The following is a 19,010-nucleotide window of genomic DNA, read 5'->3' as shown; positions in this document are numbered from 1 at the left end:
GTAGCTCGTCGGGCTCATAACCCGAAGGTCGTCGGTTCAAATCCGGCCCCCGCAACCAATACTTCTGCAGCAGTTTTACAGAAGTCACAATGTGAGAAGTAAAAGTAATAGAAGCAATACGGACGCGGGGTGGAGCAGCCTGGTAGCTCGTCGGGCTCATAACCCGAAGGTCGTCGGTTCAAATCCGGCCCCCGCAACCAATACTTCTGCAGCAGTTTTACAGAAGTCACAATGTGAAAAAAGTATGATACGGACGCGGGGTGGAGCAGCCTGGTAGCTCGTCGGGCTCATAACCCGAAGGTCGTCGGTTCAAATCCGGCCCCCGCAACCAATCATTTAAACACCTGAAAGGGTGTTTTTTTGTTTCTGACGTTCCCAAAAGCCGCTTCAGCCTCTTTCTGCCCTGAAAAGCGCGCGGATAGCCCGGCTACCCGCACTCCTTTACCGATGGGCCAGCGCCGCCCCACTCTCTACATACGCTTTGATGCCGTTCAGAATCGCCTCTGCCACCTGATGCTGGTAACGGGTGGTTCGCAACTTGCGCTCCTCCTCCACATTACTGATAAACGCCGTCTCGACCAGAATTGACGGGATATCAGGGGCTTTCAGCACCGCAAATCCGGCCTGATCCACGGTGCGTTTGTGCAGATGGTTGATGCGCCCCATGCGATGCAGCACCTCTTTGCCGAATTTAAGGCTGTCATGAATCGTCTGACGCTGCACCATATCGAACATGGTGTGATCGAGATAGCGGTCACCGCTTTTGCTGACGCCGCCAATCAGGTCTGATTCATTCTGAGTCTGAGCCAGGAAACGAGCCGCCGCCGAAGTGGCACCACTGGTTGATAAGGCAAACACTGAAGAGCCGCGTGCCGCGCGACTGGTAAAGGCATCCGCATGGATCGACACAAAGAGGTCGGCACGCTGTTTACGGGCTTTGGCAACCCTGACGCGCAGCGGAATAAAGACATCTTCATTGCGCGTCATATAGGCTTTCATATTGGACTCTTTATCGATCAGCGCTTTGAGTCGCCGTCCAATCTTCAGCACAATATCTTTCTCGCGGGTCTTATATTTGCCGTGCGCGCCCGGATCTTCCCCGCCGTGACCGGGATCGATCATGATAATGATTGGACGATCGCGCCCCGCTTTGCCGGGTAAGGGCGCCTGCACCCCTTCATCTTTCTCCAGATCGCCCTGGTTATAATCTTTCAGCAGAGCCAGCAGTGGATCATCCTCAACCTGGTTCTGGCTCGGATAGAGATCGACCACCAGCCGGTGATTGATCCCGGCGACCGGCGAGAGATTAAAGATCTTCGGCGCGACGTTGCGCTTTAATTCCAGTACCACGCGCACCGTGTTGCTGTCGAACTGACCGACACGGGCATTTTTAATAAAGGGATCGTCGACCCGAACCTGCTTATCTACCCCTTTCAGAACCGGATTGAGATGCAGCCCCTGAATATCAATCACCAGGCGTTCGGGATTGCTCAGCGCAAACTGCTTGTACTTCAGCGCGACATTGGACTCCAGCGTCATCCGCGAGTAGGTCGATGAGGGCCAGATACGCACCGCCACAATGTGGTTCTTCGCCGCCAACCCTGTCCGGCTGACGCTTAACAGCAGTAAGGCGCCCGTCCCCTGTAAAAATCGTCTGCGTGAAAAATGGGAATTAACGTCTGACATGCCGCTCCAGCTGCTGTGTAATGTCTAAAAAAGCGCCAGTTACTAAAATGGCGGCGAAAACTTTATCCAATCCGCAGCATGATGTCACCCCGGAAACCCTAAATAATGCAGGCTGTTAGCGGCTTTGACACCCAGAAAAACGTAAATTTTCGTCAGGATTAAGACTTGCAAAACCGGGCGTAAAAGCATAAAAATACAAAAAATACGAATAAACATTCACTGAGGGTTGGCCGTGAAGGAACGTAGTACCGAACTGGTTCAGGGTTTTCGCCATACCGTTCCCTATATCAATGCCCACCGGGGTAAAACCTTTGTCATCATGCTGGGTGGCGAAGCGATTGAGCATGAGAACTTCTCTGGCATCGTTAATGATATCGGCCTGCTGCACAGCCTGGGCATTCGCCTCGTCGTGGTGTATGGCGCACGCCCGCAGATTGATGCCAGCCTGGCTCAGCAGCAGCTGGAGCCGGTTTACCATAAGTTTACCCGGGTCACCGACGCGCAATCGCTGGAGTTAGTGAAGCAGGCCGCCGGCCGACTGCAGTTAGATATCACGGCCCGCCTCTCAATGAGTCTCAACAACACGCCGCTGCAGGGCGCGCATATCAACGTGGTCAGCGGCAACTTCATTATTTCACAGCCGCTGGGCGTGGATGATGGCGTGGATTACTGTCACAGCGGCCGTATCCGTCGTATTGATGAAGAGGCCATTCATCGTCAGCTGGATAACGATGCGATTGTGCTGATGGGCCCGGTTGCGGTTTCAGTTACCGGCGAAAGCTTTAACCTGACCTCGGAAGAAGTGGCTACCCAGCTGGCGATTAAACTCAAAGCGGAGAAAATGATCGGCTTCTGCTCTGAGCAGGGCGTGCTGAACAGCGAGGGTGAAATCATCTCCGAGCTCTTCCCGAATGATGCGCAGGCCCGTATCGATGAGATTGAAAAGGAAGGCGATTATCTTTCCGGGACCGTTCGCTTCCTGCGTGGTGCGGTGAAAGCCTGCCGCAGTGGTGTTCGCCGCAGCCATTTAATCAGTTATCAGGAAGATGGTGCGCTGTTGCAGGAGCTCTTCTCACGCGACGGTATCGGTACCCAGATCGTTATGGAGTCGGCAGAGCAAATCCGTCGCGCCAATATCAATGATATCGGCGGCATCCTCGAACTGATCCGTCCGCTGGAGCAGCAGGGTATTCTGGTGCGTCGCTCGCGCGAGCAGCTGGAAATGGAAATTGATAAGTTCACCATCATTCAGCGCGATAATCTGACCATCGCCTGTGCAGCACTCTATCCGTTTATGGATGAGAAGATTGGCGAAATGGCCTGTGTGGCGGTTCATCCTGACTATCGCAGCTCTTCACGCGGTGAGATGTTGCTGCAACGCGTGGCACTTCAGGCACGCCAGATGGGGCTGGAAAAACTGTTTGTGTTAACCACCCGCAGCATCCACTGGTTCCAGGAACGCGGCTTTACGCCGGTAGATATTGAGTCCCTGCCCGAGAGTAAGAAAGAGATGTATAACTATCAGCGCCGTTCAAAAGTGTTGATGGCCGATCTCACCTGATTCAATCCGTAAGGGACAGGCCCCCCCCGCGTGGTCTGTCCCCTCTCTTCTCAGCCAGATTCCCCCAGTCGCTCCACCAGACCGCTGCGTCGCTGCGTTTGCAGCTGCACGGCACGCTGAAATACGCCGGGTTCGCTGTAGATGGTCAGTTGCCGCCGTGCACGTGTAATCGCGGTATAGACCAGTTCACGGGTCAGCACCGGCAGAAACTGCGTGGGCATCACCAGCGCGGTATGATCAAACTCCGAGCCCTGTGATTTGTGCACCGTCATCGCCCAGGCCGTTTCATGTGAGGGTAACCGGCTCGGCTGAATCGCCTTGATCGATCCATCCGGCAGCGGGAAAAAGACCTTCAGGTTGCCCTCTTCATCCCGCATCGTCATGCCGATATCGCCATTAAACAGGCCGAGCGCGCTGTCATTTCGGGTGATCATCACCGGACGCCCTTCATACCAGCGGCTGCCCATGCCAGGACGACGGATGCGCTGCAGCTGCATCAGTCGCTGCTCAATACGCTGGTTCAGACCCTGCACGCCAAATGGCCCGTCACGTAATGCACACAGCAGCTGATAACGGCCAAAAGCGGCAATCACTTCTGCGGGCGACGACTGCTGTCTGATCAACTGCAGGAAGGGCTGATAACCCTGGGCTACCTCATCCAGCATCGCCTGATAAGCGTCAGCGCTGTTCAGCGGCTGGTAACTGATATCCTCATAAGCCGCAGCAAACACCGCCCTGACCTGCTCTGCATCGCCACGATTGATCGCTTTTGCCAGCTGGCCGATGCCTGATGAGTCATCAAAACGATAACTCTTCTGCAGCAGACAGATACTGTCGCGGACTGCGGGTGCCTGCACATCGTCACTGCCCTGCAGTGTGCAGCCGGTCAGCAGCGCGAGCTGTTCAGCCCGTGCCAGGCTGTAGCCGCTTTCGGTGCAGCGGCAGATGTCGCCCAGCACCGCACCGGCTTCGACCGAGGCCAGCTGATCGCGATCGCCCAGAAACACGACGCGGGCATGGGCAGGCAGCGCGGCGATCAGTTTTGCCATCATTGAGAGATCGACCATCGACGCTTCATCAACCACCAGCACATCAAGGTGCAGTGGGTTACCGGCATGGTAGCGCAGCCGCTGAGTGTCGGGCTGTGCGCCCAGCAGGCGATGCAGCGTGGTGGCTTCGGCAGGAAAACGCCGGCGTTCTTCGTCGCTGACCGCCAGTTCCTGCAGTGCACTGCCCAGTGACTCGGTCAGTCGCGCGGCGGCTTTGCCGGTCGGTGCCGCCAGCTGAATCCGCAGTGCACCGGGATTCAGGCGAATCAGGGCAGCGAGGAGTTTCGCCACTGTGGTGGTTTTACCGGTACCCGGCCCGCCGGAAATAACCGCAGTCTTGCGGGTCAGCGCCACGGCCGCCGCAATTTTCTGCCAGTTCTCCGGCTGGTCGTCAAACAGGCTGTTCAGCACGTCGCCTGCAGCATGCATATCAAACGCAGTTTTCACTTCCTGCGCAGCGAAGAAGTCGGCGACCCGGCCTTCGCTTTGCCACAGCCGATGCAGATATAAACGCTGATTGCTCAGCACCAGCGGCGTAACCAGGCTGCCATCACTCACAGCCGACCAGTCAGCAAAGCGTGCTGTCCAGTCTTCCGGCGCACCAGCAGCGTGCCAGATCGCCTGAGCCAGCGCAGGCTGGCGACCAGCGAACAGATTCGCTTCGCAGAGGTTGCTCAGCGGTAAACAGACGTGCCCCTCACCCGCGTCAGCGCTGACGCAGGCCGCAGCGAGCAGCAGCCCAGGCTGTGATTCCGGGGCCACCAGTTGGGCAAACTGTATATCCAGCGGCCGCAGGAGACGCTTCTCTACCGCCTGCAGCAGCAGACTCAGCATGTCACTCATAACATCTCCCCGGTTTCACCAAACAGTGCATCAATTTCTTCCACAAAGGCTTCAGCAGGTCGGGTGGCGAAAATGCCGTTGTCCGGCGAGCTGCCATCCATCCCGCGCAAAAACAGATAAAACACCCCACCAAAGTGACGCTGATAGTCGTAGTCCGGCAGGCGATGCTGCAGATAGCGATGCAGCGCCAGCGTATAGAGCTGATACTGCAGATCGTAGCGGTGGCCAATCATCGCCTGCGCCATCGCCTCTGGCGTGTAAGCGGCGTGGCTATCCCCCAGCCAGTTCGATTTGTAGTCGAGCAGATAATATTTTCCCTGCCAGCGGAAGACCAGATCGATAAAGCCCTTCAGCATGCCCCGCACCTGACGAAAATCCAGGGGGGCGGCCTGCTGAGAGAGGCTGTCGTGCCGGCGCAGCAGAGCGTCAAGATCCGCCGCAGTCAGCAGATTGTTGATCGGCAGATAGAACTCCATCTCAATCAGGCGTTCGCTGCTTTTTATCGCCGACAGCGTCAGCCCCTCAGCATTGAGCGGCGTATGTAAGACCCGGTCAATCCACTGTTCCAGAACCGGCAACCAGGTCAGCGGATAGCCATTATGCTGCAGCTGATCTTCCAGCCAGACGCTGTCCGGCGGTTCGGTAAAGTCGATCGACTCAAACAGACCGTGCAAAAACGTACCGGGTGCCGCTCCGCGCGGAAAGTGGTGGGGTGTCAATGCAGCCTCTTCACCCTTCTCTTCTTCGCCCGCTGCATCAATATCAAAATTGGGCATCGCATCCAGCAGCGGCGAGCTGTGATGCTGTTGCAGGCCTGAATAACTGGTTACCCGCCAGACGTCAGCCAGCGCGCGCGTAATGTCGCGGCTGCTTAAAACCTCATCGCCCTGCTGCGCATCCTGCCACATTTCTCCCGGCAGCAGAGCCTCTTCAACCAGCGCAATTCCTTCACCGGTTAACGCATTCAGTCGCTGAGTGAGCTGCTGCGCATCCGCCGCCTCGCCCTGCTGCACCAGGTAGCCCAGCGCGCTCTTGTGCAGATCGCTTTCGCCCTCTTTTTTGCGGGTGCCTTTGATCAGTGGCGCAATGCCGACGCTGCAGTGATAGACCGAACGGGTCAGCGCCACGTAGAGCAGACGCAGATCCTCCGCCAGGCGCTCCTCTTCGGCCAGCGCCAGACTTTGTGCATCACCCTGCACATCCAGCAGTGCCGTGAACGTGTCGCGATCGTGATAAAGCGCGCTGGCCGCCTCGCGGAACCCGGCAGCAAATGGCAGCCAGACCAGCGGATATTGCAGTCCTTTCGATTTATGGATGGTGATGATCTGCACCAGATGGCGGTCGCTTTCCAGACGCAGCTGCTGGCTGGAGGCCTGGCTGTTTGGCCGGGCAATCTGCTGCGCCAGGAAGCGCACCAGGGCGTGCGGACTCTCCAGCTGCACCGAAGCTTCCTGCAGCAGTTCGCCCAGATGCATCAGATCGGTCAGGCGACGTTCACCGTTCTCCGAGGCCAGCATATTCTCTGCCAGCTGCCGCCTGATCATCACGTCACGCAGCATCGGTAACACGCCGCGCTGATGCCACAGCTGCTGCCAGACGGCAAACTGCTCCACCAGCGCATCCCACTCGCGTTCATTCTGTGTCAGCGCGTCGAGCGTTGCTGCATCAATAGCAAAGATTGAGGTTGCCAGCGCGCTGCGCAGCAGACGTTCCTGCTCAGGTGCCTGTATCGCCTGCAGTAACCAGAGCAGTTCGCGCGCTTCCGGCGTGGTGTAGACGCTGTCCCGGCTGGAGAGATAGACCGAAGGAATCGACAGCGCATTCAGCGCGTCGCGGATTAAACCGGCCTCATTACGACTGCGCACCAGCACGGTGATATCGGAAGCCCGCACCGGCTGCAGCGCCTCGCCTTTGCCCAGGCGGGCGCGCCCCTGCTGTCCGGCCACCAGCCAGCGGCTGATATCGGCCGCACACTGCTGTGCCATAAACTGCTGGTAATCGCTGTTACCCACGCCCTCGCCAGGCTGCAGCCAGAACCGTAACGCCGGTTGCTGCTGCTCGTCAAAAATCAGTTTCAGCGACTGATTGGGCGCAGCAGGCTTAACTGGCTGAAAGGGGATCGCCGAGAACAGAAAAGGCGAATCGAGCTGAGAAAAGAGGCGGTTGACGCTCCCGACCATCTCAGGTGATGAACGCCAGTTGGTATCGAGCGTGTAGTGAGCGCTGACTTCGTTTCTGGCCCGGAGATAGGTAAAAATATCCGCACCGCGAAACGCATAGATCGCCTGCTTGGGATCGCCGATCAGAAACAGTGCCTGTTCAGGCTGATTAATATAGAGCGTGCGGAAGATGCGGTACTGCTGCGGATCGGTATCCTGGAATTCATCAATCAGGGCCACCGGGTAACGCGCCCGGATGGTTTCTGCCAGCAAAACGCCACCTGGCTGCTGCAGCGCTTCATCCAGTTTACTGAGCAGATCGTCGAAGCCTAACAGTGCACGTAACCGTTTCTCGCGCTGCACCGTAGCGCGCACATCGGTCAGCGCCTGCGCAATGATGACATCCCGCAGCGACAGCGGTTCTGCCAGAAACTGATCGATCGCCTCAAACAGCGAATGACGCGGCGCTTCACCCTTTTTAGTTTTCTCCTCCAGCACCTGCTGTCCAAAGCGCTCCAGCTCTTTGGGCAACTGATAATCCAGCGTTTCGCTGCTGGCCCACTGCGTGACGCGGGCCACCCAGTTGGGCAGATGTTTACTGCTGTAGCTGCGCTTATCAACGCCCGATGCAGTGATAATGCCCTCAACATCGGCGCTGAGCGCCTGCCACTGCTGCTTGATGGCCTCGATGCGCGACAGATTGCGTGCGTGGCGTGATGCCAGCGTCTCATCGGCGGCAGGCGGACGTTTCAGCCCCGGCGACTTCCCCTGTAGCCAGGGGCGCAGCGTGGCCAGCAGACTGTCCGGCCCGCTCCACTCTGCGGCGATGACCCGCGCCACATCCAGACTCAGTGGATAGCACTGACGACGCCAGAAATCGGCGGTCGACTGCTTCAGCAGCGCCTGCTCATCTTCAATCAACTCCTGCTCGAACAGCATACCCGACTCAAAGGCATTGAGATTCAGCATCCGCTGACAGAAGCCGTGAATGGTAAAAATGGCGGCTTCATCCATCTGCCGCTCGGCAGCCAGCAGCTGCGCGGCGGCCTGACTCAGATCCGGCATCTGCTCCAGCAGTAACTGGTGCATCGGATTGCTGCTTTTGCCGCGGATACAGGCCAGACGTAGCTGATGAATATTCTCGCGGATGCGCCCGCGCAATTCGGCGGTCGCGGCCTCGGTAAAGGTCACGACTAAAATTTCTTCGACAGAGAGCGGCCGGCTGTAGGCGTTTTCACCGCCCAGCCCCAGCAGCAGGCGCAGATAGAGCAGACCAATGGTAAAGGTTTTTCCGGTGCCCGCTGACGCCTCAATCAGCCGCTCGCCTCTGAGCGGCAGCGTTAAAGGATTCAGCGATACGGGAGGTAACTGCGTCATTGGGTCTCACTCTTTACCGGCAGCGACTGCTGCAGTTGTGCCACTTCACTCCAGGTTTTCCAGCCAGGCTGACGGGCAAACTCAACTTTGCCATTGCCGGTGCCTGCAATCTGCGAGGTCATCACCATGCCCTTATGTTCGATCACGGCCTGCCGGAAAAAGTCTGCCAGGCTGGCCGGGGTTAACCGCTGAACCTGCTCTGTCATTTTTTGCCGGGTATCAAATTGATCATTCTGCCGATCAAAGTCGCGGCTAAAGCGATCCGCTTCCTCAAAGAGCGTCTGAGGACGCTGCTGCAAATCATTGATCATCGCCTGCTGATACTGAGCAAAGTCTGCCTGGCTCATACTGCGCAGACGTTTTTCCGCCTGCGGGTAGAAGGCCTGATAGCGCTGCAACAGCCAGCCCGGTTGTTTGCTGTTACTTTGCAGCAGGAAGCCGATTCCCCACTGGCGACCCACTGGCATCTGGAAGGCAAACACCGCGTAGCCGAGCTGCTCTTTGGTCCGCAGCTGATTGTAGAACCACGGCTGCACAATCTGGCTCAGCATGGAGCTGTGCGCCATGCTCTGATATTCACTGTATCCCAGTGGAACATAGAGCGCGGCAAGGGCGGAGTCGGTGCTGCTGCCTTTTTGTTGCAGGTTGGCTTTCAGCGGTTTTTTAATCGAGACATACTGACTATGCCAGTCGCGGGTCGCATGACTCTGCATCTGCTGTTTGAGCTCATGCCCCAGCTGCGTCACGCTGTCAGCACTGAGGTTGCCCACTACCAGCATCTCCGGCGTCGCGTCGCGGAACAGCGTATCGCGATAGTCAGTAACATCCTTAAGTGAGAGTGTGCTTACCAGCTTGCGGCGAGCCTCGCGCTGGGTATATGGCAGCTGCGACAGCAGTTGCATCGGCTGAATCGCCTGTTCAAACGCTTTGCCCTTTTCCGCCGCGTCCAGCCGCTCCAGATACCAGGATTTCGCCTGCTCCAGCTGCTGTTCTGTCGGCTGGAAAGTGGCGTAACCTTCCACCAGTTTCTTCAGCAGTGTCGGCAGACGCTGGGTGAAGCCGTTGGCGCTGAACACCAGCCCTTCATCTTCACCCGTTGAGAAGCTGATGCCGCCCACTGAAGCCTGTGAATTTAGCTCGTCCAGCGCCAGGCTGGAAAGGTAGTCATTCAGGCCAAACAGCACCTGCTGACGGGCATCACTGATGGTGTGCTTATTGCGTAACGCCAGGGTGATCGCCGCTTTTGGCTCGCTGGCGTAATAACGACTGGGCATCCAGTAAATACGCATATCATCCTGGTTATCCAGTCTCACCGGATGCTGATACGTTTTGCCGTCTGACGGTAACAGGGTGAAGTCGTCCGGGATATAGGGGTTCAGCACGGGCATCGCCAGCGTAATCTGGCTGGCGCGCTGCTGCCAGTCTGCAAAGGTTTGTGGAGTGATCTTCTCAACCTGATAAGGCGCATCCACAAAATAGGCTTTTTTGTTGTGCGGCTCCTGCGGGCTGATATACCAGATACGCGCATGCTGCGGGGTCATCTCTTCCAGCCGGGCATTAATCGCGGCGGCATCGTACTGATCCGCCAGATAGGGTGCATCCAGCGTATGTTCAACCGGTACGCGCAGCATGGTGTCGGCCAGCCATTCAATGTAATCCATATCGCGGGTAATTGAGGGATAGCGGAAGTCGAGCGCCAGCACATGCGAAACTTCATCGAAATAGCGCTTATCATCCCCCTGCTGACGCAGCAGATTGATGTAGCTGAATATCGCCGCCACGACCTGGTCGCGCTGCGCCAGACCTTTATCAGTCAGTGACGCGGTAATCGCAAACACGCCGCTGTTACGCTCGGTCATCGGGTCAGCGCCCGCATTCACCCCGTCGGCCAGCCCCTGTTTTTGCAACCAGTCAGTCAGCGTGTTTTTGCTGCGGTTACTGATTAAATAGCTGATCAGCGTGTCGGTTTTACTGCGGAACCGATCGCTGTTGTTGGCAATGCGGAATTCAATTTTGAGCTGCTTGCGCGGCTGGGCCGGAACGTAATGGATGATGATGCCCTGCTGCGCATCGGTCACCACCGGCACCGTAATCTCCGGCACGCTGGCGTCATGATTTTGTACCCGGCCAAAGGTTTTAGCCGCAATCGACGCCATCTCCGGCAGCGGTTTGTTGCTGTAGATCACCGCTTTCATCAGATTGGCGGAGTAATGCGTATGATAAAAGTCCTGCAGCGCCTGGTGCAGTTTGCTGCCTGGCTTATCTTTCAGGGTCTCAAGATTGCCGCCCGAAAAACGTGACGCCGGATGCGCCGGGTTCAGGGTTTCTGCGCCGACCTGGGCCATACGCAGGCCATCGCGCGAGCGCGCCATGGTCAGCTCGGCATTCACGGCGTGGCGCTCGCGGTCAGCGTTAACCGGATCCAGCAGCGGCTCAGCCACCGCATCCGCCAGGCGATCAACCGCCGGTTCCAGCGCGTCATTTTCCACTTCCAGATAAAAGGCGGTGCGGTAAGAGGCTGTGCTGGCGTTGTGGCTGCCGCCATGTTTTTTCAGGAATTCAGCCAGGTTGTCGGGCTGCGGGTAGTGCTTTGAACCCATCAGCACCATATGCTCAAGGTAGTGCGCCAGTCCCGCCTGCTGATCGGGATCGTCCAGCGATCCTATCGGCAGCGTCAGCGCCGCCAGCGATTTCGGTGCCACGGGATCGGAAACCAGTAATACCGTCATCCCATTATCAAGCCGGATAGCCTGATAGTGGCGGGGATCCTGTTCACTTTTGCGAATGGTGTCGTTAACCGGCTGCCAGCCTGATGATGCCTGCTCCTGCGCCTGCGCTGTGCAAGCCATCAGGCTTAACATTAGCGCCGCTATCCAGCGTGCGTGTACCCGCATGTAAACCCCTCTCGTTTCCCGATAAACCGCCAATGTCGGACGCGGCGGCTCAAAGCAGAGCAAAATTTCTGTGTAATGAGTCAGTCAGCAAAAACGCCTTCTGATCGGCTATTCATCATCCTGATGTGCAGCCAGCACCGGTAAATACCAGCGCTGTGCCGCCTCAGTTATCTGCTGTAGTTGTGGCTCATCCAGCACCCGGCAAAGACGTTGCAGATAGGGATCGCTGCCTTCACCCTCAAGCTGATAGTTGCCTGACCAGGCCGTCAGCAGGCGATTACGCGCCTTAAGCTGGGTTGCCTCATCAGTCAGTAACTGCTGACTTTTTTTGTCGTAGCTGGCGGTCAGCCATGCGCCGCCACTTTTATTAAGCAGCATCAGCGGCTGACGCATACCCGCGAGATACCCCGTGACATACTCATTCAGCGCAGCAATCGCCTCTGCCTGCGGCACGGCAAGGAAGCACCAGCGGCTCTGCTGCCGGCCAAACATCCGGCTACTGCCGGTGCCGCCCAGCGCGCAGTAGACCAGATGTTCCAGCCAGAGTAGCAGTCCGTCGTTCATGTTGAGTACGCCAGGCCGCCAGCGCAGCAATCCATCACTCTGAACCTGCGTCAGCCACCCGGTTAAGCTGACCTGTTCCAGTTGCAGATTCACTTCCCAGCTCTCGCCGTCGCTGCGCTGGGTGACCACTTCTGCCGCCACTTCCTGCATCTCATCGCGCTGCGCCTGCCAGAACAGCTCACCAAACGCGCCATAAGGCAGATTACCGGCCGCACGATGGTGCGCATAAAGCCGCTGAGTATCCTCGCCTTCGACCAGCGCATTCAGCAACTGCGCGTTGATCTGATAACGCTCAAGGTTGTCGAGCGCAAACGGCTCGCTGTCGGGCAGTTCGTTCTCCTCCAGCCAGAAACTCACGCCAAGCCGCTGGTGGAACCAGGCACGGACCGGATGTCGCCAGAAGCGCAGGAACGCCTCCAGCGTGAGCGCATCAATTAACGGCGCCTCCAGCGGCTGCACAAAATCGGGCTGGGGCTGCCCCGCACCCCGCGCGGCAGGCAACCACTCACGGGCGAAACTTTGCAGTCTGGCAGCAGGCTGGAAGTTTTCGGCGGCAAACGGCATCCGGCTGTGCAGGTGCTGCAGGTGCATCCGCACCCGTTCGGCACTCTCATCCAGCTCAAGATGGCCATCACCGACCAGATAAAAACTCTGTCCAATGTAATCCAGCAGTTCTGTGACCAGCACCGAGGGGTAGCGTTCCGTATTATCCTGAATCGCCCGGCCGATATAACTGATATAGAGCTGCTGCTGCGCCGAAATCATCGCCTCCAGGAAGAGATAGCGGTCATCATCGCGGCGACTGCGGTCGCCTTTGCGGGACTGCTGCTGCATCAGATCAAAACCTAACGGCGCTAAGGTCCGTGGATAGACGCCGTCGTTCATGCCCAGCAAACAGACCAGCTGAAAAGGAATGGAGCGCATCGGCATCAGGGTACAGAAGTTAATCTGCCCCGCCAGGAAACGCTGACTGATGCGCTGTTGATCAAGCCGGCTGCGCAGATCATCGCGCAACAGCGCCACCGGAATCGCCTCTTCAAACCGCGCATCCATGCCATATTCAATCAATTGCTGCCACTGCTCTTCCACCAGCAGTAAGGCGGCCTCGGTTTCTGCATCGGGGCTGAAAAAGGCATTGAGCAGTTCCCGGCACATGGGCAGCCAGGCCGCCAGTGGCCGGGGTTCGGCAAGCAGCTGCCGCCAGTGATTAAGCCGGGAGAGCAGCTCAGCCAGATGTCCCGCCAGCTCCCCCACCAGACCACCCGACTCGTCATAAGGCAGAATTCCTTCCCAGTCACCGTTGTGGCTCTCCATCGCATAACCCAGCAGCATACGCTGCAGGCCAAAGCGCCAGGTGTGCTGGCCGGTAACCGGAAGTGACAGGGCTTCTACGCTGGCATCATCCAGCCCCCAGCGTACCCCCGATTCGCTGACCCAGCGCCGCAGTAAACGCAGGCCGCTTTCATCAATGGCGAAGTGGGAAGCGAGCGCCGGGACATCGAGCAGCGCCAGCACATCCTCCGAGACAAAACGGCTGTCCGGCAGTGCCAGCAGATGCAAAAACGCCACAATGGCCGGATGAGCCTGACTGGCACGGCGATCTGAAATCGCAAACGGCAGATAGCGATCGGCAGGTGCATTGGCGAACACCGCCTGAATAAAAGGGGCGTAGGCGTCGATATCCGCCACCATGACGATGATGTCACGCGCTTTCAGCGTCGGATCGGCCTCCATCATCGCCAGCAGATGATCCTGCAACACTTCAACTTCGCGCTGGGCACTGTGGCAGACCTGCACCGCAATTGATCGATCCTCCGGATCCAGGCAGCGCTTCTGATCGCTGTGTGCCAGTTCCGCCGCATTCAGTCCGATGATGGCGCTATCCTGCAGATTGAGAAGATCGTGCTGCATACAGTGCAGCAGGTTGTCCGGCTCCACATCGACAAAAGCATCGATGTCGTCGTTTGACTCCATCTGGCTCAGCAGAAACAGGTTGTCACGCCCCAGCTTGCCCCAGGAGGCGAGCAAAGGGTTGGTCAGTTGCTGTTCACCAGCGTCGTTAAACAGCGCCGGTGCCTGCTCTGCATCCCGGAAGAGTCCGCGTGATTCATCAGCACCATGACGTCGGCGCTGACGACTTTGCAGTTTCGCCAGAAACGCATAATCCTGAATATCGCCCCAGTAATCGCGGCAGGGATTGGTGAACAGCAGATGGATATCGATGTGACGTCCCAGCGCCTGCAACGCCTGCAGATAGACCGGCGGCAGCGCAGAGATGCCACAGATAAAGACCCGTTTGGGCAGATTTTCCGGCGTGCTTTTCGCCTGATCCAGCGTCTGGATAAATCGCGCATAGAGGTTGGCGCGGTGCCATTCAGGCTGGCGCAGGGCCTGGGTATAACTCACCAGATCACGCCACAGGGCAGCCTGCCAGCGCTGCGCCTCGCCCAGCCCCTCAATGGTTTCGCCGCGCTCCCAGCTGTTGAGCCAGTCGGCACGATAGACCAGATACTGGTCGAACAGATCGGCCACACGTGAGCTGAGCTGAAACAGTTTACGCTTGTCGCCGTCGTCATGGAGATAGTGGCGTAAAGAGGTAAACTCTTCATGCTTCAGCATCTCCGGCAGCCGGTGCATCAGCTTCCAGCCCATGCTGGCCTTACTGAAAGCACTTTCTACCGGGATATCGGGCAGTACGCGGACGAACATCTCCCAGATAAAACTGGCAGGCAGCGGGAATTCGATATTGGCAGCAATACCAAAGGTTTGCGCCAGCTCCATCTGCAGCCACTGCGCCATACCCGGACTCTGCACCAGCACCATTTCTGAGGCGAAAGGATCATCAAGAGGGTCATGTTTAATCACCGCAGCCGCCAGAATCTTCAGCACATCAAGCTGATTTGAGTGATAAACGTGAAACATGAAAACTCCTGTGATAACTCAGAACGTGACTGCGGTATTGCGGCTCTGTCACTTTACCGCGTATCGCGGTTGAAACCCATCAAAAGGGCGACCGGGGAGAGTTAACATCGCAGCCGCGTCAGGGTGGCACGGCGCTGATAAGGTCCCGTCACGTCAGCCCGATCCAGGGTGCAGCCTGAAGGACCGCTCTGCTGTTGCAGTATTGAGGTCCAGCCGGGACTCTCATGTCCCATCAGTTGCTGCTCAGCCACCCGCCATGCCTCACGCTGATACCACTGCTGGCTGAATCCCAGTGCCAGTGTGCGATGATAGTGCAACAGCGTGCTGCTGCTTAATGCCATTAATAGCAGAGCAAACAACACTTCCGGCAGGCTGAATCCACCGCGCTTACTGGCAGGTGGCCGGCGGCGTGAGCGGGCAGTAGTCAATCCAGCCGTGCGGCAACGCGGTAATCTGATTGCCCCGTAACCGCACCCACTGCCAGACTGCCATGCCACTGCCGCTGGCCTCCCCTTTAAGCAGACCTTCATCCTTTTCACCTCGTTGTAAACAGCTGCGCCAGCCCTGGCGATCATCCTGCTGACAGCTGGCCGCCTCACTGGCTGACCAGCTCAGGGAGAAGCCCCATTGCAGCGCAGACTGCGCCCGCCAGAAACCCTGAATAAACTGCTGCTCATCCGCCAGCAGTCGCATTCCCTGCTCAGACATCTTACGGCTGGCATGCAGCGTAAAGCTGCCGATGACCATAATCATCAACACCATGCCCAGAGCGCTGCTGCCTCGCTGCTTCACAGGTTCTCTGCCTCAATCCAGCTCTCCACCGTTTCAAGCCAGCGTCCGGCCCGTGCCTGCAGCACTATCCTGACCTGCGCGCCCTGCTGGCTGACGCTGAACTGCTCCAGCGTCATAAATGCGGGATCGGAGAGCCGCTCCCAGCCCGCTGACTGACACTGGTCAACACCTCGCTGCATCTCAAGCTGCTGTTGTCGCAGGCGATAACCGTAATAGTCACTCTCTGCATGGCTCACCCCTTCCCATTTACCGTTGCTGTTCTCATCCCAGCGCAGCAGCAGGCAGTTCTCTCTGATTTGCAGCGCCCCACTGCCACACTCACCGTGACAATAACCGGCACGCCGCACCGCTTTTTCCAGTGTCGCCATCATCTGCTGTAACTCCTGACGCAGCTGCGCCCGTTGCATCACGCCGGCGTTCTCTGCCAGCAGCAGCGGCAGAAAACGGCCAGCACTTAACATCACGACGGCGCTGATTGCTAAGGCGATCAGCATCTCCAGCAGGCTGAATCCGGCCATTTTCAACGGCACGTCTCCTCATCCGTCATGCAGAGGCGAATACGGGCTCTTGCCGAGATAATCAGCCGCATTCGTCCGGCGCTGTTACCCAGCTCGATGCTGCCCGCCCGGGCCACATTACGTCGGCCATAGAAGCCCGGTTCACCCCGGATGTCATAGAGCGCAACGCCAGCGTGCGGCGCTACGAATTGCAGCCGTTTTCGGCTATCACAGCCTGCAACGGGGCGGCTTCCGGCACCGATGCACCAGGGATCGCCAGGCCGTGACCATAAAATCAGGTCGCTATTTTGCCGGTTGGCCTGGGCACGCAGCCGAAGCAGGAATCCCTGCAGTTGCTGAGCGCTGTCGCGCAGTTGCTGCCGCTGTTGCCAGCACTGCCAGCCATGCAGCGCGGCAACGCTCAGCATGCCGGCAATCACCATCACCAGCAGCAGTTCCGGCAGGGTAAAACCGCGTAAGTGTGCTGTTTTCATAGCGTCAGAGTGCGGGTGATGAACAGATGAAACAAGGCGCGGTTTGGCAGGCTGGAAAGTACGTCGCAGAGAAGCGTCCCCAACAGCATGAATTGGCAGAAGCGTGCGAGCGTTGCCGCAGATTTACCGGTTTGCGGGTAAAAAAAAGCCCCGGCGATGAAGCCAGGGCGTTATCTTTTATCGCGAATCAGATGGCGACAGGGGCTTTGATCGCGGGATGCGGATCGTAGCCTTCAATCTCAAAATCTTCGAACTGATAGTCAAACAGCGACGCCGGTTTGCGTTTGATAACAAGTGATGGCAGCGGACGCGGTTCGCGGGTCAGCTGCAGGCGCGCCTGCTCCAGATGGTTACTGTAGAGGTGGGTATCACCGCCGGTCCAGACGAAGTCGCCCACCTGCAGATCGCACTGCTGCGCCACCATATGTACCAGCAACGCATAGCTGGCGATGTTAAACGGCAGGCCCAGGAAGATGTCGCACGAGCGCTGATAGAGCTGGCAGGAGAGTTTGCCGTCCGCCACGTAGAACTGGAAGAATGCGTGGCAAGGAGCCAGCGCCATCTCGCTCAGCTCGCCGACGTTCCAGGCAGAAACGATAATCCGGCGTGAGTCGGGATCGCGCTTCAGCTGCTCCATCACCTGGCTTAGCTGGTCAATCTCCTGGCCGCTGGCCGTTCCCCAGCTGCGCCACTGTTTGCCATACACCGGGCCGAGATCGCCATTCTCATCCGCCCACTCATCCCAGATGGAGACGTTGTTATCTTTGAGATAACCGATGTTGGTATCACCTTTCAGAAACCACAGCAGCTCATGAATAATCGAGCGGATATGACATTTCTTGGTGGTGACCAGCGGAAAACCATCCTGCAGATTGAAACGCATCTGGTGACCAAAAATTGAAAGCGTACCGGTGCCGGTACGGTCAGCTTTTGGCGTGCCTTCGTGCAGCACATGTTGCATTAAATCCAGATACTGTTTCATTTTTCCTCGCGAAATTGTGGCTGCGGGCGACGACGATACGCCCAGATCATCATAATAATACCGGCAATAATCATTGGCACAGAGAGGATCTGTCCCATACTGATTCCGCCTTCAAACAGGCCAAGCTGGGCATCCGGCTGGCGGAAGAACTCAACGATAATACGGAAGGCGCCATAGCCAATCAGGAACAGGCCAGAGACGCTGCCCATCGGGCGTGGCTTACGAATAAACAGATTCAGGATGATAAACAGCACTATCCCTTCCAGCACCAGTTCGTAGAGCTGCGAAGCATGACGCGGCAGCACGCCGTAGGTGTTGAGCAGCGCCTGGTATTGCGGATTGGTGGCGGCCAGCGCGACATCTTCGCTGCGGGAGCCAGGGAACAGCATGGCATAGCGGAAGCCCGGATCGACACGGCCCCAGAGCTCACCGTTAATGAAGTTGCCGAGACGACCGGCACCCAGACCGAACGGGATCAGCGGCGCGATGAAATCAGCCACCTGGAAGAAATTACGTCGGGTGCGGCGGGCAAAGACCAGCATGACGACAATCACCCCGATGAGGCCACCGTGGAACGACATGCCGCCATCCCAGACTTTAAACAGATAGAGTGGATTTTCCAGGAACAGCGGTAAGTTGTAGAACAGCACATAGCCGATGCGTCCACCCAGGAAGACCCCCAGGAAACCGGCATAAAGCAGGTTCTCCACTTCCTCTTTTTTCCAGCCGCTGCCCGGCTGATTGGCGCGGCGGACAGCCAGCCACATGGCGAAAACAAAGCCCACCAGATACATCAGACCGTACCAGTGAAGCGAAACCGGTCCAATCGAGAAGATCACCGGATCGAACTGCGGAAATGCAATATAGCCGTTATTCATCATTCACCGTCTATTTTTCAACCCTGAAAAGGGGGTGTTGTCAGGCACATAAATTAAGGCTGCGCATCATAGCACAGCCGGTTTTGTGAATTGTCCCGCAAATGTAAACGCGGATAACGCCCAGAGTCTGACTCGTCAGGCGTACATTGTTGCAGTCAGTCTGGTCACGGACAGCGCGCAACAACCGGAGCGTACACGTAGTGCGTGAGGATTACTCGCTGTGCTCGCCCCTTCAGGGCCGCCCTGACGGGCGTTCAGGTTGCTAAAGCAGCCTGTGTGAGCACTGCCCGGGACCAGAATGGCAAATAAAAT

The 19,010-nt window shown here is 57.6% G+C and carries 12 protein-coding genes and 2 tRNA genes; 3 read left to right on the top strand and 11 right to left on the bottom strand.

Annotated features, from left to right (window positions below; all coding sequences use genetic code 11):
- Nucleotides 1–123 precede the first annotated feature (123 nt).
- A tRNA-Met gene (locus tag ACVKSX_RS13300) sits at nt 124–200 on the top strand.
- 54 nt (nt 201–254) lie between these two features.
- Nucleotides 255–331, top strand: a tRNA-Met gene (locus tag ACVKSX_RS13295).
- Nucleotides 332–441: 110 nt separating this feature from the next.
- On the opposite strand, the gene amiC is transcribed toward ACVKSX_RS13295, so the two are convergent.
- Complete coding sequence (amiC, locus tag ACVKSX_RS13290; protein WP_010248623.1) at nt 442–1,686, bottom strand: N-acetylmuramoyl-L-alanine amidase AmiC; 1,245 nt, start codon at nt 1,684–1,686, stop codon at nt 442–444.
- Between the two features lie 232 nt (nt 1,687–1,918).
- Here amiC and argA point away from each other — a divergent pair, with 232 nt between their 5' ends.
- On the top strand, nt 1,919–3,247 hold the full coding sequence (argA, locus tag ACVKSX_RS13285; RefSeq protein ID WP_010248624.1) for an amino-acid N-acetyltransferase: 1,329 nt from the start codon (nt 1,919–1,921) through the stop codon (nt 3,245–3,247).
- A 50-nt stretch (nt 3,248–3,297) separates the two neighbouring features.
- Here the strand turns inward: argA and recD are convergent, their stop codons facing one another.
- From recD to lgt, 10 genes are all read right to left on the bottom strand, one after another.
- The gene (recD, locus tag ACVKSX_RS13280) at nt 3,298–5,139 is read right to left on the bottom strand and encodes an exodeoxyribonuclease V subunit alpha (RefSeq protein WP_010671032.1); all 1,842 of its coding nucleotides are present in this window, start codon (nt 5,137–5,139) and stop codon (nt 3,298–3,300) included.
- Nucleotides 5,136–8,675, bottom strand: coding sequence for an exodeoxyribonuclease V subunit beta (gene recB / locus ACVKSX_RS13275; RefSeq protein WP_354438821.1), 3,540 nt, complete (start codon nt 8,673–8,675; stop codon nt 5,136–5,138). The genes recD and recB overlap by 4 nt, the downstream gene beginning before the upstream one ends.
- Nucleotides 8,672–11,569, bottom strand: a complete 2,898-nt coding sequence (gene ptrA, locus ACVKSX_RS13270) for a pitrilysin (protein WP_029519405.1) — start codon at nt 11,567–11,569, stop codon at nt 8,672–8,674. Before ptrA ends, recB begins: the two co-directional genes overlap by 4 nt.
- 108 nt (nt 11,570–11,677) lie before the next feature.
- Nucleotides 11,678–15,055 (bottom strand): exodeoxyribonuclease V subunit gamma, encoded by a 3,378-nt coding sequence (gene recC, locus ACVKSX_RS13265; protein ID WP_354438823.1) that lies wholly within the window; start codon nt 15,053–15,055, stop codon nt 11,678–11,680.
- Nucleotides 15,056–15,156: 101 nt separating this feature from the next.
- Nucleotides 15,157–15,483 (bottom strand): prepilin-type N-terminal cleavage/methylation domain-containing protein, encoded by a 327-nt coding sequence (locus ACVKSX_RS13260; RefSeq protein ID WP_240769934.1) that lies wholly within the window; start codon nt 15,481–15,483, stop codon nt 15,157–15,159.
- Nucleotides 15,443–15,847, bottom strand: a complete 405-nt coding sequence (locus ACVKSX_RS13255; protein ID WP_033769930.1) for a DUF2509 family protein — start codon at nt 15,845–15,847, stop codon at nt 15,443–15,445. Before ACVKSX_RS13255 ends, ACVKSX_RS13260 begins: the two co-directional genes overlap by 41 nt.
- Nucleotides 15,844–16,371 (bottom strand): prepilin peptidase-dependent protein, encoded by a 528-nt coding sequence (locus ACVKSX_RS13250; RefSeq protein WP_172608871.1) that lies wholly within the window; start codon nt 16,369–16,371, stop codon nt 15,844–15,846. Before ACVKSX_RS13250 ends, ACVKSX_RS13255 begins: the two co-directional genes overlap by 4 nt.
- Nucleotides 16,368–16,838 carry a prepilin-type N-terminal cleavage/methylation domain-containing protein gene (locus ACVKSX_RS13245; protein WP_354438825.1) on the bottom strand — a complete coding sequence of 157 codons (471 nt, stop codon included), beginning with the start codon at nt 16,836–16,838 and terminating at the stop codon, nt 16,368–16,370. The genes ACVKSX_RS13250 and ACVKSX_RS13245 overlap by 4 nt, the downstream gene beginning before the upstream one ends.
- Before the next feature lie 187 nt (nt 16,839–17,025).
- A complete protein-coding gene (gene thyA / locus ACVKSX_RS13240; protein WP_033772525.1) occupies nt 17,026–17,820 on the bottom strand; it encodes a thymidylate synthase in 795 nt (264 codons plus the stop codon).
- Complete coding sequence (gene lgt, locus ACVKSX_RS13235) at nt 17,817–18,698, bottom strand: prolipoprotein diacylglyceryl transferase (RefSeq protein ID WP_010248645.1); 882 nt, start codon at nt 18,696–18,698, stop codon at nt 17,817–17,819. The genes thyA and lgt overlap by 4 nt, the downstream gene beginning before the upstream one ends.
- Between the last annotated feature and the right edge of the window lie 312 nt (nt 18,699–19,010).

This window comes from Pantoea sp. PvP021, assembly GCF_054056055.1.
Note: the sequence above shows the minus strand (reverse complement) of the source record. Positions and strands in the feature narration are given on the sequence as shown.

What these genes read in the sequence shown, in the direction of transcription:
- amiC (WP_010248623.1), bottom strand. Translation starts at nt 1,686, where the DNA reads ATGTCAGACGTTAATTCCCATTTTTCACGCAGACGATTTTTACAGGGG.
- recD (WP_010671032.1), bottom strand. Translation starts at nt 5,139, where the DNA reads ATGAGTGACATGCTGAGTCTGCTGCTGCAGGCGGTAGAGAAGCGTCTC.
- recB (WP_354438821.1), bottom strand. Translation starts at nt 8,675, where the DNA reads ATGACGCAGTTACCTCCCGTATCGCTGAATCCTTTAACGCTGCCGCTC.
- ptrA (WP_029519405.1), bottom strand. Translation starts at nt 11,569, where the DNA reads ATGCGGGTACACGCACGCTGGATAGCGGCGCTAATGTTAAGCCTGATG.
- recC (WP_354438823.1), bottom strand. Translation starts at nt 15,055, where the DNA reads ATGTTTCACGTTTATCACTCAAATCAGCTTGATGTGCTGAAGATTCTG.
- ACVKSX_RS13245 (WP_354438825.1), bottom strand. Translation starts at nt 16,838, where the DNA reads ATGAAAACAGCACACTTACGCGGTTTTACCCTGCCGGAACTGCTGCTG.
- thyA (WP_033772525.1), bottom strand. Translation starts at nt 17,820, where the DNA reads ATGAAACAGTATCTGGATTTAATGCAACATGTGCTGCACGAAGGCACG.
- lgt (WP_010248645.1), bottom strand. Translation starts at nt 18,698, where the DNA reads ATGAATAACGGCTATATTGCATTTCCGCAGTTCGATCCGGTGATCTTC.